Genomic DNA, 14,642 nt, shown 5'->3' with positions numbered 1-14,642 from the left:
GCGCGCGCCCCAGGTCCCGTCCCCGACCGTCCCCGAGGCCCCACCCCGAGCGGCCCCACCCCGAGGAGCACCGATGCACCGCCACCTGCTGGTGTCCGACGCCGACCACTTCCGGGTAGCCGACGAGATCAACCCGTGGATGGACCGCACCGACCAGCCCGACCCCGCCGGGGCGCGCGCCGAGCACGACGCCCTCGTCGCCGCGCACCGCGACGCCGGGCGCACCGTCGAGCGCGTGGCGTCGGCCCCGGACTGCCCGGACATGGTGTTCACCGCCAACGCCGCCCTGGTGCGGGGCGAGCGCGCCGTACTGGGACGGCCCCCGGCCGCCCGCGCCGGTGAGATCGCCCACCACCGCGCCTGGCTCGAGGGCCGCGGGTTCACCGTCGACGACCCCCCGGCCGCGTTCAGTGGGCAGGGCGACGCGCTGCCGGTGCTCGGCGACGTGCTGCTCGCGGGCCACGGGCAGCGCACCGACCCGGCGGTGCACCCGGTGCTCGCGGAGCGTCTCGACTACGAGGTCGTGCCGCTGCGCACGTCGTCGGCACTGTTCTACGACCTCGACCTCGCGGTCGGCGTCGTCGACCCCGACCGGTTGCTGGCCTGGTGCCCCGAGGCCCTCGACGGGCCCAGCCGCCGGCGGGTGCGCGCCCTGCGCGGTCGCGGCCTCGAGCTCGTCGAGGTGGCGCCGCACGAGGCCCAGCGGTTCGCGCTCAACCTCGTCGGTGACGGCACCACCGTGACCTTGACCCGGGGCTGCCCCCGCCTGGCCGGGGCGCTGCGGGCGCGCGGGCTCGTCGTCCACGAGCTCGTCACCACCGAGCTCGCCAAGAGCGGCGGCGGGGTGCGCTGCACCGCGCTCACCCTCGACGCCCCGGCGCCCGTTCCCGGGGAGGCGGCGGCGTGAGCGTCCTCGCCCTCGTCCACCGCGGCCCCGCCACCCTGCCGGGCTGCCCCGAGGCCGTGGCCTCGCTCCTGCGGGAGACCGGCCGGGACCTCGACGTGCGCTACGTCGGGCCGCGAGAGGAACTCCGGCTGACCGCCGACGTCCTCGCCGGCGCCGTGCTCTACGCCCAGCCCGGCGGCGGGACGCTGCGCCCGGCGTGGCGCAAGATGCGCCGCCACCGGAAGGACCTGACCGGCTGGGTGGCGGGCGGGGGTCGCTACCTGGGCTTCTGCCTCGGCGCCTACCTCGCCGGCGAGTCCCCGGGATTCGGGCTGCTGCCCGGTGACACCGACCAGTACCTGGCCACGGACGGCGCGCAGATCGACCACGACGGTGACGCCGTCGTCGACGTCGACTGGGGCGGGCGGCGCCGGGGCGTCTACGCCCAGGACCCGACGACGTTCCACCTCGACGAGCGCGCCGGCCCGGACACCACGGTGCTCGCCCGCTACCCGAACCGGGCACCCGCGGCGCTGGTCACCCCCTACGGCGCGGGACGGGTCGGTGTCGTCGGCCCCCACCCGGAGGCCACGATCGACTGGTTCACCGACGCGGGGCTGCCGGTCCCCGCCGAGGGCGGCGACGATCTCGCCCGCGATCTCGCCCGCGACCTCGTCGACCACGTGCTGGAGGGCTGACGCCCGTGCCGTCCCGATCCCTGCTGGCGGTCCTCGTCGCCACGCTGCTCGCACTCGTCGGGTGCGGTGCGCCCCGGGCCGAGGCCGCGCCCTGGCCGCAACGCCCGGCCGTCGACCTCGCGTTCGACGTGGCGCCGGACCTGCGCAGCGCCACCGGACGCGAGACCCTGACCTTCACCCCCGACCTCCCGATCTGTGAGCTGGTGTTCCGGGCCTGGCCGAACGCGCCGTCGCCCGCGCGGGAGGGCAACGCGCTCACCGTCACCGACGCCGTGGTGCAGGGCCGGCCCACCGTTCCCGTCATCCGGCCCGCCGGGGCGCCGTCCGGCGCGCCGGGCACGCTGATCGAGCTGCCGCTGCCCACCTGCGTCGCAGCCGGCGAGACGGTGCGCGCCGAGCTCGGGTTCACCCTGACGCTGGGGGTGGACGCCGACGAGCGCCTCGGCGTCTCCCCCGCCGCGGGCACCGCCTGGTGGGGCTCGGGGTTCCCGCTGCTCGCGTGGGTCCGCGGCCAGGGCTGGGTCCGCGACGACGCCGTGAGAATCCCCGGCGAGACCGCGGTGAGCGAGGAGTTCCGCCTCGACGCGCTGCGCGTCACCGCTCCTGAGGGCGCCGCCGTGTCCGGTGCCGGGCGCGCCGACCCGCCGGCACCCGGGCCGCGGCCGGGCACCACGACCCACGTGTTCCGCGCCGACGCGGTGCGGGACGTCACCGTCGCGGTGGGGAACTACCGGGTCCTGGAGCGGGAGGTCGCCGGCACCCGGCTGCACCTGTTCACCCCCGCCGCGGGGACCCGCGCCGACCCGGAGCGGTGGGCCGCCGAGATCGACCGCGCGCTCGGGCGGCTGCAGGACCTCCTCGGACCGATGCCCTACCGGGATCTGTGGGTCGCGATCGCGCCGTCGCAGTCGTCGGGCCTCGAGTACCCCGGCGCGCTGCAGTTCGGCGACACCGCGCCCGGCGATCTCGCCCAGCTGGTGACCCACGAGCTCGGCCACCAGTGGTTCTACGCACTCGTCGGCAACAACCAGGCCCGCGACCCGTGGATCGACGAGGCCTTCACGACGTGGGCCCAGGCCGTCGCCACCGACACCACCGGCCGCTACCAGCTCGACGACGTCCCCGACGGGGTCCGCGGCGACCTGGGCGACCCGATGCGCGAGTGGGCCGACCGCGGCTTCGGGGCCTACAACGTCGGCGTCTACACCCAGGGCGCCGCGGTCCTGCTCGCCGCCCGCGAGCGCGCCGGCGCCGAGCGCTTCGACGAGGCCGTCCGGGACTACCTCGCGACCCACGCCCACGGCGTCGCCGCGCCCGCCGACGTCTCGCGCGCCTTCGCCGACCTGCCCGAGGTGACCGACGCACTGACCCGCGCCGGCGCGCTGCCCCCGCCCGGCTGACGACCGATCAGGAGCCTTCCCGTGTCCAGCATCGAGGCCCCCACGGCCCGCATCCCCGCCGCCGACCCGCCCGCACCGCAGGCCCACGGCCCGCCCGGGCGATTGCCCGCCATCGACGCCGCCCGCGGCGTGGCCCTGCTCGGGATGATGGCCGTCCACGCCCTGTGGGTGATCGACGCGCAGGGCGCACCGACCGCCGTCGGCCTCGTCGCCTCGGGCAACGCCGCCGCACTGTTCGCCGTGCTCGCCGGCGTGGGCATCGCGTTCACGACCGGCCGGGCCCGCGTGACCGGCGGCGCCGCCGCGCGCCGCGCCGCGGGCGGCCTCGTCGCGCGCGGAATCGTGATCGGCCTCATCGGGCTGGCCCTCGGTACGGTCGTCGACGCCGAGGTCGCGGCGGTGATCCTGCCCTTCTACGCCGTCCTGTTCGTGCTCGCCGTCCCCCTCGTGCTGCTGCCGACCCCGGTGCTCGTCGGGGGCGCGGTCGCCGGCGCCGTCGGCACCCCGGTCCTGAGCCAGCTGGTGCGCGCGCAGCTGCCCGCCCCACGCGGGGACAACCCGTCGCTGGCGTGGGTCGTGGAGGACCCGCTGGGTCTCCTGCGCGAGCTGCTGCTCACGGGCTACTACCCGGCGCTGTCCTGGGTGCCCTACGTCGCGGTCGGGCTCGCGCTCGGTCGCGCGCCGCTGCGCTCGCCCCGCCTCGCCGCGGGGCTCGCCGCCGGCGGGGCGGCGCTCGCGGCCGCGGCCGCCGGGCTCTCGACCCTCCTGCTCGGGCCCGGTGGCGGGCTCGCCGGGATCACGGCCGCCTCGACGGCCACCGGGCTCGACGCGGCCACGCTGCGGGAGTACCTCGGCGCCGGGCCGGACGGCGTCACCCCGACCTCGACGTGGTGGTGGTTGGCCGTCGACGCCCCGCACTCGTCCACGCCGCTGGACCTCGCCCGCACCGCCGGCATCGCGCTCGCGGTGATCGGCCTGCTGCTCCTGCTCGACCAGCTGGGACGACGGGGCCGCCCCGCGGTACGCGCGACGGTGGCCGCCGTGCGGGCGCCGCTCGCCGCGGCCGGCGCGCTGGCGCTGACCTGCTACACCCTGCACGTGCTGTTCCTCAACTCCTCGCTCGACGAGTACTCGCCGGTCACCGGCTACGTCGTGCAGGTGGTCCTCGTCCTCCTGCTCGGCCTGGGCTGGCGGGCCAGCGCCGGGCGCGGCCCCCTGGAGGCGCTGGCCTCGGCCGCCGGCGCCCGCGGGGCGCGGTGGGCCGGGGGCTGAGGGCTGGGGGCTGGGGCCTGAGGGCGGAGGGCTGAGGGCTGAGGGCGGAGGGCTGAGGGCGGAGGGCTGAGGGCTGAGGGCTGAGGGCTGAGGGCTGAGCCCGGAACTCTCGGGACCGCCCCCGTCCGGGGTGGGGCGCACCCCACTCCGCGCGGGGCCCGGGTACCGGAGGCTCGTGGTCGTCCCGCCCGACGCGCCCCGGAGGCCACCGTGAGCTACCACCTCGGCATCGACCTCGGCACGACGATCACCACGGCCGCCGTGCACCGTGACGGCCGGGTCTCCGTCGCCGCCCTGGGGGAGCACACCGCGGCGATGCCCTCGGTCGTGCTCTGGAGCGCCGAGGGCCCCCCGCTGGTCGGGGACGCCGCCGAACGCGGCGCGGTCGACGAACCGACCCGCGCGGCCCGGGCCATCCGCGCGCGGCTGGCCGACCCCGCACCGTTCCTGCTCGACGGCGCCCCGTTCGCCGCGGGGGCGCTGCTCGGGGTCCTGCTCCGCCGGGTCGTCGACCTCGTCGCCACGCAGGAGGGCGGGGCGCCCGCCGCCACCGTGCTGACCCACCCCGCGAGCTGGGGTGCCGCCGAGCGCGTGGCCTTCGCCGGGGTGGCCGCGAGCCTCGGGCTCGGCGAGGTCACGCTCGTCGGCGAGCCGGAGGCGGCCGCCCGCCAGCACGTGGCCGACCACGAGTTGCGCGACGGCGCGGCCGTCGCCGTGGTCGACCTGGGTGGTGGCAGCGTCGACGCCGCGGTGCTGCTGTACCACGCGGGCGCGTTCACGGTCCTCGGGCGTCCCGAGAGCATCACCCATCCCACCGACGGGCAGGCCGCCGACGAGGACGTCGTCGCCGGGCTGCAGCGTGCGCTCGCCTCGGCGCAGGTCGGGCCGGGCGAGCTCGACGTCGTGGTGCTCGCGGGCTGGTCGACCCGCCTCGGCTCGGTCGCCGCGGCGGTCGCCGACGCGCTCGACGTCCCCGTCGCGGTGGACACCGAGCCCGAGTACGCGGTCGCGCTCGGCGCCGCCCGGCTCGCCGCGCGGTCGGCCGAGGACGGCGCCACCCGCGCCGTCGCCGTCGCGCCGACGGCTCCGCTGGGCGGCGTCGCGGCTCCGCACACCGGCCCCACGCTCGCCGCATCCTCGCCCCTCGGCGCCGCGCCGCCGCCCGCGCTCGCCGCACCCCGGACGGGCACTCACCGCTCGGGCGGTCGCGGGCTCGCCGCGGTCCTGGCCGCCGGCGCGGTCGCCCTCGGCGTCCTGGGGGGCGGGGCGATCGCCCTGGCCGGCGCCGCGTCTCCCGCCGTCGCCACACCCGTGCCGGTGGTGTCGACGGCGTCGCAGGCCGCCCCGTCGCCGCAGGCCCCTGCCCCCGTCGAGGTCACGGCCGAGGCCGCCCCGGCGAGCGCGGCGCCGGTGACCGCGCGGGCCGTCGCCGTCCCGACCAGCAGCTCGGCGACCTCGACACCGACCTCGACACCGACCCCGACACCGACCTCGACCCCGACCTCGACCTCGACGCCGGAACCGGCGGCGCCGGCGGCCGGTGGGAACTCGACTCCCCGCCCCCCGTCGGACGGCGGCCACCACGACACCCGCGACGACACCGGGCACGACGACACCCGGCACGTCGACACCGCCGACGACACCGCCGACGACACCGCCCACGACACCGCCCACGACACCGAGCACGACGGCGGCGACCCCGAGGGCGCCTCCGGCGCTGGGGAGCCAGCCGCGTCGCCGTGACGACCCGGTCACTCACGGGGCCCATCACAGCCCCAACACAGCCCCTTACAGCGCCATCACAGCGAGGCCCGCCGCCGTGAGCTGGTCCGGCTCGTCGAAGGCGTCACGCACCAGCGCGGCACCGCTGAGGTCGTGGCCGGCGGTGTAGCCGTTGGTGACCACGACGGTCGCGAGCCCCGCGGCGCAGGCGGCCCGCAGGCCCGGCCCCGAGTCCTCGACGGCCACGACCTCCCCGGCTTCCAGGCAGAGCCGGTCGAGGGCCAGCAGGTAGGCCTCGGGGTCGGGCTTGAGCTCGGCGACGTCGTCACCGCACACGACGACCTCGGCGGTGCCGGCGCCGAGCAGGTGCGCGATCAGCGGCTCCACCCACGCCCGCTGCCCGGTCGTCGCGACGGCGATCCGCACGCCGTGGGTGCGCAGGTCCTCGACGAGCTCGCGCACCCCCGGGCGCGGCGCGATCGCCCCGCGGCGGGCGACGTCGGCGAACAGCTCGGTCTTCGTCCGGTGCACCGCCGCCGCCAGCGCCGCGGGGTCGTCGAGGCCGTGCGCGCGCAGGTCGGCCTCGATCCGCGGCCGGCCGCCGGTGATCTCCAGCAGCTCGCCGTAGCGCTCGACGTCCCAGTGCAGGTCGACCCCGTGCGCGGCGAACGCGTCGTTGAACGCGACGCGATGCCCGTCGCGCTCGGTGTCGGCGAGGGTGCCGTCGACGTCGAAGACGACGGCTGCCAACGGTCCCGGCGAGCTCATCGCGCGGCGTCGGTGAGGTGGTAGAGCAGCAGGAGCTGGGCGATCGCCAGGGGCTCACTGCGGGCGTCGCCCGAGGACCCACCCAGGCGCCCGAGGCACTCGGGGGTCTCGGTGTCGGGCGCGCCGAGCGCGGTCCAGATGGCCTTCTCCACCGCGATGCTCTCCTCCCGGGGCGCGTAGCCGTGGACGTGCAGCGTCTCGGCGGGGCGCCCGTCGGGGTCACGCTCGAGCTTGAGATGCATCGCCCGGGAGAGCCCGGGCGCGAGGACCTCGCCGAGGTCGGGGTGGTCGATGGTCGGGCGCATCGTCAACGTCGCCGACAGCGGCGTGCCCTCCGGGTCGTCGCGGCTCTCGATCGGCGCGAACCGCACGACGAGGTCGGCGACCGCGCGCTGCGGGCGGATGTAGGCCTCCGACTCCGGCTCGCGCCGCTCGAGCTCGGCGAGCACCTTCTCCTCGGTGTAGCCGCGCTTGCTCGTGTCGCGCTGGACCTTCCACCCACGCCGGATGTCCTCGGGCGGGTCGAGGAACACGGTCACGTCGAAGCACGCCCGCGAGAGCTTGCTCCACAGCGGGAAGAGCCCCTCGACGATGACGAACTCGGCCGGTTCCACCAGCTCGGGGCGCACGAGCTGCCCGGTGCCGTGGTCGTAGACGGGCTTGAGCACCGGGGCGCCCGTGGCCAGCAGCTGCAGGTGCTGCTCCATGATCTCGAGGTGGTTGCAGTCCGGGTGGAGCGCGGTGAACGGCAGCTCCTTGCGCTCCTCCCGGTCGTAGCGGTGGTAGTCGTCGGTGCACAGGGAGACGCACCGGTCGGGCCCGAGGGCCTCGACCAGGCCGCGGGTCATGGTCGTCTTGCCGGCGGCGCTGTCCCCGGCGATCGCGAGCATGACGGGGCGACGGGGCGGTGCGCCGGGGTGTTCGCGACTGCCGGCGCGCCGGATGCGCAGGGCCTTGTCGGGCACGAGGTCTCCTCTCGTCGCCCCGCACGCTAGGGCCGCCGGCGCCGCGGCTCTCCCCCGTGACGGGGGGTGCGACGGGGGAGCGGATCCACCACTGTGGTCGGCATGACCTCGACCACCCCGCGGGCGGGACCGCTGCGGGTGGTGCTGGTCGACGACCACGAGATGGTCGTGGCGGGGCTCAAGGCCATGCTCGCCCCGTTCTCCGGCCGGGTGCGCGTGGTCGGCACGGCGCACGGCGCCGACGAGGCCCTCGACGTCGCCCTGTCCCTGGCGCCGGACATCGTGCTGTGCGACGTGCGCCTGCGCGGCGACAGCGGGCTCGACCTGTGCCGCAACCTGGGCGAGCGCGCGCCCGGCCAGAAGGTGGTGCTGCTCTCGGTCTACGACGACGAGCAGTACCTCTACCAGGCGCTGCGGGCCGGGGCGGCGGGCTACCTGCTCAAGCACATCGGCGGCGAGGAGCTCGTCCGCCACCTCGAGCTCGCCGCGGCGGGGACGACGGTCGTGGACGCGACGATGGCCGGGCGGGCGGCGGCGTCGGCGGCCCGCCTCGAGCGCGACGAGTTCTGGCCCGGCGCGCACCTCGGCCTCACCCAGCGCGAGAGCGAGGTCCTCGCCCTGCTCGTCGCCGGGCACAGCAACAGGGCCATCGCCGCCCAGCTCGTCATCGGCGACGAGACAGTCAAGAGCCACGTGCGCTCGCTGCTGCGCAAGCTGCAGGTCCCCGACCGGACGGCAGCCGTGGCCGCCGCGCTGCGCGAGGGGGTGTTCCGGTGACCCGGGGCCTGGGCCTGGCCGACCCGGAGCGGGAGAACGCCGTCCTGCTGGCGATCATCGAGGCGACGACCAGCGGGCCGGGCGTGGAGCCGCTGGCCGCGGCGGTCGCCCGGGTCATCACCGAGGCCACCGCCACCGACGTCTGCTTCGTGCACGTCCTCGACGACACCGAGCCCTCGCTGACCCTCGCCGGCGCGACACCGCCGTTCGACGCGCAGGTCGGCGCGGTCCGCCTCCCGCTCGGGCAGGGTGTGACGGGGTGGGTGGCGAGCCACCGCGAGCCGGTGGTGATCCCCGCCGACAAGCACGCCGACCCGCGCTACGTCGCGATCCCGGAGCTGCGCGGCGAGCGCTACACGTCGATGGTGTCGGTGCCGATGGAGAGCGAGCCGGCGGGCCTCGCCGGGGTCCTCAACGTGCACACCGTCGCCCGCCGCGAGTTCGACGACCGCGACGTGCGCGTGCTGCTGACGATCGGCCGCCTCGTCGCCGGCGCGGTGCACCAGGCGCGGATGCACCGCCGGCTCGCCGCCCGGGAGGAGGCGCACGGGCGCTTCGCCGAGCAGATGGTCGCCGCGCAGGAGGCCGAGCGTCAGCGCCTGGCCCGCGACATCCACGACGGCATCTCCCAGCGCCTGGTGACGCTGTCGTTCCACCTCGACGCGGTGCGCACGTTCGTCGAGCGGGGCGAGGCGGACGCCGCCCGCGCCGACCTCGCCACGTCGTGCGACCTCGTGCTCACCACCCTCGACGAGGCCCGCGCGGCGATCGGGGCGCTGCGCCCGCCCGTCCTCGACGACCTCGGGCTCGCGGGTGCGCTCGCGGCCCTGGCGCGCGGGCTGCCGGACGTGCGCGTCGTGCTCGACCTCGACGAGCGGCGCCTGCCCGAGCACGTCGAGGTGGCGCTGTACCGCATCGCGCAGGAGACCCTGCAGAACGTGCTCAAGCACGCCGGGGCGGAGGAGGTCGGCGTGCGCCTCGAGGTCGGGGACACCGCCGTGCACCTCGTGCTGGGTGACGACGGCGCCGGCTTCGACCCGGCCGAGCGCCCGGCGGGCTCCCCCGGCTACGGGCTCGCCTCGGTGCAGGAGCGCGCGGAGCTGGTCGGGGGCGGGGTGCGGGTGACGTCACGGCCCGGCACCGGGACGACGGTCACCGTCACCGTGCCGGTCGAGGATCAGCCGAACGGCGAAGTGTCGGCCGACAACACTTGATTGTCCTGCGCATCCACGGCCCGCACCCTCGGGGCATGGCCGACCGATGGAGCGCGGGCGTCATCCCCTACGCCGAGATGGGGTACTGGCAGCCCGACTACGAACCCCAGGACACCGACCTGCTCTGCGCGTTCCGTGTGACGCCGCAGGAGGGGGTGCCGCCGGAGGAGGCGGGCGCCGCCGTCGCCGGCGAGTCGAGCACCGCCACGTGGACCGTCGTGTGGACCGACCGCCTCACGACCTACGAGCACTACCAGGCGAAGTGCTACCGCGTGGACGCCGTGCCGGGCGTCCCGGGCCAGTGGATCGCGCACATCGCCTACGACCTCGACCTGTTCGAGGAAGGGTCGATCGCGAACCTCACCAGCTCGATCATCGGCAACGTCTTCGGGTTCAAGCCGCTCAAGGCGCTGCGCCTCGAGGACATGCGGATCCCGCCGCACTACGTCAAGACGTTCCAGGGCCCGGCGCACGGGATCGTGCAGGAGCGCGAGTACCTCAACAAGTTCGGCCGGCCGCTGCTGGGCGCCACGACGAAGCCGAAGCTGGGGCTCTCGTCGCGCAACTACGGCCGCGTCGTCTACGAGGCCCTGCGCGGCGGGCTGGACTTCACGAAGGACGACGAGAACATCAACTCGCAGCCCTTCATGCGCTGGCGCGACCGCTTCCTGGCCTGCATGGAGGCGGTGAACAAGGCCCAGGCCGAGACCGGCGAGGTCAAGGGCCACTACCTCAACGTCACCGCCGCGGACATGGAGGACATCTACGAGCGGGCCGAGTTCGCCCGCGACCTCGGCAGCGTGATCATCATGGTCGACCTGACCGTCGGCTACACCGCGATCCAGTCGCTGGCCAGGTGGGCGCGACGCAACGGCGTGATCCTGCACCTGCACCGCGCCGGGCACGCGACGTACACGCGCCAGAAGACCCACGGCGTGAGCTTCCGCGTCATCTCCAAGTGGATGCGTCTCGCCGGCGTCGACCACATCCACGCCGGCACCGTCGTCGGCAAGCTCGAAGGCGACCCCGCGTCGGTGCACGGCTTCTACGACGTGCTGCGCAGGAACCGCTACGCCGCGGACCCGTCGAAGGGGCTGTACTTCGACCAGGAGTGGGTCTCGATGCCGGGCGTGATGCCGGTGGCGTCGGGCGGCATCCATGCCGGGCAGATGCACCAGCTGCTCCACCACCTCGGCGAGGACACGATCCTGCAGTTCGGCGGCGGCACGATCGGCCACCCGATGGGCATCGCCCAGGGCGCCGAGGCCAACCGCGTCGCCGTCGAGGCGATGATCAAGGCCCGGAACGAGGGGCGCGACTACCTCGACGAGGGCCCCGAGATCCTCCGCGCCGCCGCCAGGCACAACAAGCCGTTGGACATGGCCCTGTCCACCTGGGGCGACGTCACCTTCGACTACGCCTCGACCGACACCGTCGACGCCACGCCCACCCCCTCGTGAGGAGACGACCGTGAGACTCACCCAGGGCACCTTCTCGTTCCTGCCCGACCTCACCGACGACGAGATCCGGCTGCAGATCGACTACGCGCTCACCCGCGGCTGGCCGCTGTCGGTCGAGTTCACCGACGACCCGCACCCCCGCAACACCTACTGGGAGATGTGGGGGCTGCCGATGTTCGACCTGCAGGACCCGGCGGCCGTGCTCGACGAGGTCCGCGCCTGCCGCGAGGAGCACCCGGAGCACTACGTCCGGGTCAACGCCTACGACGCGAGCCTGGGCCGGCAGACGGTCGCGCTCTCGTTCCTGGTCAACCGGCCGTCCCACGAGCCGGGGTTCCGCCTGGACCGCCAGGAGGGCCGCGACCGGCAGATCGGCTACACGGTCCACCCGTACGCCACCGAACGTCCGGCGGGCCGGCGCTACGCGAGCGGCGGCTCGGGCGACGGGGCCCGGAGCAACGGTCATGGTGGCTGACACCAGGATCGCGTTCGGCACCTCCGGCCGGTCGGCGGCCGTCTCCGAGGAGGCAGCCACGAACGAGTCGACCAGAGCCGAGGCCGAGGCGCGCCGGCGGGACGCCGAGGCCCTCGCCCCCGACGACACCGTCGACCTCGACGCGGTGCGCCGCGACGCGGGCGTCGACGACGTCCTCGACGCGCTGGACCGCGAGCTGGTCGGGCTGTCGCCGGTGAAGGAGCGGCTGCGCGAGCTCGCGGCGCTGCTGGTCGTCGACCGGGTGCGCGAGCGCTTCGGGGTCACGACCGACCGTCCGACGCTGCACATGTGCTTCACCGGCAACCCGGGCACGGGCAAGACGACCGTTGCGCAGCGGATCGGTGACCTGCTGCACGGGCTGGGCTACCTGCGCCGCGGCCACCTGGTCACGGCGACGCGCGACGACCTGGTCGGCCAGTACGTCGGACACACCGCGCCGAAGACCAAGGAGATCGTGGGCAAGGCCCGCGGCGGCGTGCTGTTCGTCGACGAGGCCTACTACCTGCACCGGCCGGGCAACGAGCGCGACTACGGCGGCGAGGCCATCGAGATCCTGCTGCAGGCGATGGAGTCCCACCGCGACGACCTCGTCGTCGTGCTCGCCGGCTACGCCGACCGGATGGCCACGTTCTTCGAGGCCAACCCGGGGATGCAGAGCCGGATCGCCCACCACGTCGACTTCCCGGACTTCACCGCCGACGAGCTCGTGACGATCGCCGAGGGCATGGTCGCCGAGCAGGGCCTGGCGCTGTCCGACAAGGCCCATGCCGCCCTGCGCGAGTACCTCGCCCTGCGCCGCGAGCAGCCGTGGTTCGCGGGCGCGCGCAGCGTGCGCAACGCCCTCGACCGCGCCCGGATGCGCCAGGCCCGCCGCCTCGGCGAGGGCGGGGGCGAGGTCGGCCTGCACGACCTCACCACCCTCGAGGCCGCCGACCTGCGCGCCTCCCGCGTCTTCGCCGGCGGTCACATGGCCACCTGACCCACGTGCGTGATCTTCTGAGCTATAGCTCAGAAGATTGCGCACGTAGGAGGGTGGCCGCGTGACCACCACGGCCCGGTTGCGCGCGTTCGTCGCCCTCGCCGACCACGGGTCGGTGCGCGGGGCCGCGGCGGCGCTGGTCGTCACCGAGTCCACGGTTTCCGCCGCGGTCCGCGCGCTGGGCGAGGAGGTGGGCGTCGCGCTGGTCGAGCGCGAAGGCCGCGGCGTCCGACTCACCCCCGCCGGCGCGCGCTACGCCGGCTACGCCCGGCGCATCCTCGGGCTGCTCGACGAGGCCACGACCGCCGCTCGCGGCGAGGCCGACCCCGAGCGCGGGCACGTGCGCCTCGGCGCGGTCACCACCGCCGGCGAGCACCTCCTGCCCGCCCTCCTGGCCTCGTTCCGCGACCGCCACCCCGACGTGAGCCTCGGCGTCGACGTCGCTCCCAGCGCCGTCGTCTGGCCGATGCTGCGCCACCACGAGGTCGACGTCGTCGTCGCCGGCAGCCCGCCGGGCGACCTCGGCGCGCGCGTGCGTGCCGTCCGCGACAACATCCTCACCGTCGTCGGCGCGCCGGCCGCGGCCCCGGCCTTCGACCCGGCGACCGCGACGTGGCTGCTGCGCGAGGCGGGCTCGGGCATCCGGGCGACGCTCACCGCGCTGCTCGAGGAGCTGCCGGCCGACCCACCGCGCCTGGTCCTGGGCTCGCACGCGGCGACGATCGCCGCCGCCCGCGCGGGGCTCGGCGTGACGCTCGCGGCCCGCGAGGGCGTGGCCCGCCTGCTCGACGACGGCACGCTGGTCGAGCTCGCGATGCCGGGCGTGCCGCTGTCACGTCCCTGGCACGTCGTGACCCATCCGGACGCGACGGCGAGCACCGAGCTCCTCGTCGCCCACCTGCTCGACGACGAGGAGCTCGGCTGGCGCCGGGCGTGAGTCAGGCCGGGACGTTGCGCTCGACCTCGCGGCGCAGGGCGCACCGGCCCTCCGCCACCCGTGCCGGATCACCCCGCCACGCGTACAGCGCCGGCGAGACCAGCGCCCGCCCGAACGAGAACGTCAGCGGCCACGGCCCGCCACGCCGGCGGATCGCGGCGAGGTTCGCCGCCGCCGTCTCCGACGACTGGCCGCCCGAGAGGAACGCGACGCCCGCGAGGTCCGCGGGCATCGTCGCGCGCAGGACGTCGACGGTCGCGCGGGCGACCTCGTCGGGGCCCGACGGCGCCCGGGTGCCCTCGCCGGCGGTGACCATGTTCGGCTTGAGCACCATCGCCGCCGCGTCGACCCCGACGGCGTCCAGCGCCCGGGCCAGCGTCGCCAGCGTGCGGGCGGTCGCCGCCGCGCACACCTCGATCCGGTGCCCGCCCGCGGCGAGCACCTCGGGCTCGACGATCGGGACGAGCCCGCCGTCCTGGCAGGTCCTGGCGTAGGACGCGAGCGCCTCGGCGTTGGCCTCGAGCGCCCGCGCCGACGGACGGCCCGCGCCGAGGTGCAGGACCGCCCGCCACTTGGCGAACGCGGCGCCGAGCGCGACGTACTCGGCGACCCGGTCGGCGAGCCCGTCGAGCCCGCCGGTGAGGGTCTCGCCGTCGTCGCCCCCGCCCAGCGCGGCCGTCCCGGTGTCGACCTTGATCCCGGTCAGCAGCCCGCCGTCGGCGAGCGCCGCGGGGAACGGGCGCCCGTCGGCCACCCGCTGGCGTAGCGTCTCGTCGCACAGGATGACCCCGCTGATCCCGTCCGCCAGGCCCTCGCCGGTCACGAGCAGCTCGCGGTACGCCCGCCGGTGCTCCTCGGTGGGCTCGACGCCGGCGCTCTCGAGGCGCTGCGACATCGTCCGCGGGCTCTCGTCGGCCGCGAGGATGCCGCGCCCGCCGGTGACGAGCTCCGCGGCGGTGGCGCGCAGCGGCGCGGTCCCGGCGCGGTCGGCGGTCGTGGTGGTCGGCGTCGGCGCAGCGGTCGTCGTCACGGCGATCTCCCTCGCTCGGGTGCGCCGCCGACGCTAGG

The 14,642-nt window shown here is 76.0% G+C and carries 14 protein-coding genes; 11 read left to right on the top strand and 3 right to left on the bottom strand.

The window, feature by feature from the left end:
• The first annotated feature begins 73 nt into the window (after nucleotides 1-73).
• The 5 genes from C8D89_RS06200 to C8D89_RS06180 all read left to right on the top strand — a co-directional run bounded on the left by C8D89_RS06200 (nucleotide 74) and on the right by C8D89_RS06180 (nucleotide 5,999).
• On the top strand, nucleotides 74-907 hold the full coding sequence (locus C8D89_RS06200) for a dimethylarginine dimethylaminohydrolase family protein (RefSeq protein ID WP_116707197.1): 834 nt from the start codon (nucleotides 74-76) through the stop codon (nucleotides 905-907).
• Nucleotides 904-1,584 (top strand): BPL-N domain-containing protein, encoded by a 681-nt coding sequence (locus C8D89_RS06195; protein WP_207787087.1) that lies wholly within the window; start codon nucleotides 904-906, stop codon nucleotides 1,582-1,584. The genes C8D89_RS06200 and C8D89_RS06195 overlap by 4 nt, the downstream gene beginning before the upstream one ends.
• Nucleotides 1,585-1,589: 5 nt before the next feature.
• Complete coding sequence (locus tag C8D89_RS06190; protein WP_116707196.1) at nucleotides 1,590-2,984, top strand: M1 family aminopeptidase; 1,395 nt, start codon at nucleotides 1,590-1,592, stop codon at nucleotides 2,982-2,984.
• Between the two features lie 21 nt (nucleotides 2,985-3,005).
• The gene (locus C8D89_RS06185) at nucleotides 3,006-4,256 is read left to right on the top strand and encodes a heparan-alpha-glucosaminide N-acetyltransferase domain-containing protein (RefSeq protein ID WP_116707195.1); all 1,251 of its coding nucleotides are present in this window, start codon (nucleotides 3,006-3,008) and stop codon (nucleotides 4,254-4,256) included.
• A 210-nt stretch (nucleotides 4,257-4,466) separates the two neighbouring features.
• A complete protein-coding gene (locus tag C8D89_RS06180) occupies nucleotides 4,467-5,999 on the top strand; it encodes an Hsp70 family protein (protein ID WP_116707194.1) in 1,533 nt (510 codons plus the stop codon).
• 45 nt (nucleotides 6,000-6,044) lie between these two features.
• Here C8D89_RS06180 and C8D89_RS06175 read toward each other — a convergent pair whose 3' ends face one another.
• Complete coding sequence (locus C8D89_RS06175; RefSeq protein WP_116707193.1) at nucleotides 6,045-6,746, bottom strand: HAD-IA family hydrolase; 702 nt, start codon at nucleotides 6,744-6,746, stop codon at nucleotides 6,045-6,047.
• Nucleotides 6,743-7,711 carry a phosphoribulokinase gene (locus C8D89_RS06170; protein ID WP_243417888.1) on the bottom strand — a complete coding sequence of 323 codons (969 nt, stop codon included), beginning with the start codon at nucleotides 7,709-7,711 and terminating at the stop codon, nucleotides 6,743-6,745. The genes C8D89_RS06175 and C8D89_RS06170 overlap by 4 nt, the downstream gene beginning before the upstream one ends.
• Before the next feature lie 102 nt (nucleotides 7,712-7,813).
• Here C8D89_RS06170 and C8D89_RS06165 point away from each other — a divergent pair, with 102 nt between their 5' ends.
• The 6 genes from C8D89_RS06165 to C8D89_RS06140 all read left to right on the top strand — a co-directional run bounded on the left by C8D89_RS06165 (nucleotide 7,814) and on the right by C8D89_RS06140 (nucleotide 13,574).
• Nucleotides 7,814-8,488 (top strand): response regulator, encoded by a 675-nt coding sequence (locus C8D89_RS06165; protein ID WP_116707380.1) that lies wholly within the window; start codon nucleotides 7,814-7,816, stop codon nucleotides 8,486-8,488.
• Nucleotides 8,485-9,702 (top strand): GAF domain-containing sensor histidine kinase, encoded by a 1,218-nt coding sequence (locus C8D89_RS06160; RefSeq protein ID WP_116707192.1) that lies wholly within the window; start codon nucleotides 8,485-8,487, stop codon nucleotides 9,700-9,702. Before C8D89_RS06165 ends, C8D89_RS06160 begins: the two co-directional genes overlap by 4 nt.
• A gap of 35 nt (nucleotides 9,703-9,737) precedes the next feature.
• The gene (locus C8D89_RS06155; protein WP_116707191.1) at nucleotides 9,738-11,162 is read left to right on the top strand and encodes a form I ribulose bisphosphate carboxylase large subunit; all 1,425 of its coding nucleotides are present in this window, start codon (nucleotides 9,738-9,740) and stop codon (nucleotides 11,160-11,162) included.
• A 10-nt stretch (nucleotides 11,163-11,172) separates the two neighbouring features.
• Nucleotides 11,173-11,637: a ribulose bisphosphate carboxylase small subunit gene (locus C8D89_RS06150; protein ID WP_116707190.1), complete on the top strand. Its 465-nt coding sequence runs from the start codon at nucleotides 11,173-11,175 to the stop codon at nucleotides 11,635-11,637.
• Nucleotides 11,627-12,637: an AAA family ATPase gene (locus tag C8D89_RS06145; protein WP_116707189.1), complete on the top strand. Its 1,011-nt coding sequence runs from the start codon at nucleotides 11,627-11,629 to the stop codon at nucleotides 12,635-12,637. Before C8D89_RS06150 ends, C8D89_RS06145 begins: the two co-directional genes overlap by 11 nt.
• 61 nt (nucleotides 12,638-12,698) lie before the next feature.
• Nucleotides 12,699-13,574: a LysR family transcriptional regulator gene (locus C8D89_RS06140; protein WP_116707188.1), complete on the top strand. Its 876-nt coding sequence runs from the start codon at nucleotides 12,699-12,701 to the stop codon at nucleotides 13,572-13,574.
• Between the two features lies 1 nt (nucleotide 13,575).
• Here the strand turns inward: C8D89_RS06140 and C8D89_RS06135 are convergent, their stop codons facing one another.
• The gene (locus C8D89_RS06135; RefSeq protein WP_207787086.1) at nucleotides 13,576-14,604 is read right to left on the bottom strand and encodes a class I fructose-bisphosphate aldolase; all 1,029 of its coding nucleotides are present in this window, start codon (nucleotides 14,602-14,604) and stop codon (nucleotides 13,576-13,578) included.
• Nucleotides 14,605-14,642 lie beyond the last annotated feature (38 nt).

It is taken from the genome of Actinomycetospora cinnamomea, from assembly GCF_003096675.1.
GTDB classification, from domain to species: domain Bacteria; phylum Actinomycetota; class Actinomycetes; order Mycobacteriales; family Pseudonocardiaceae; genus Actinomycetospora; species Actinomycetospora cinnamomea.
This window is presented reverse-complemented; position numbering and strand designations above follow the sequence as displayed.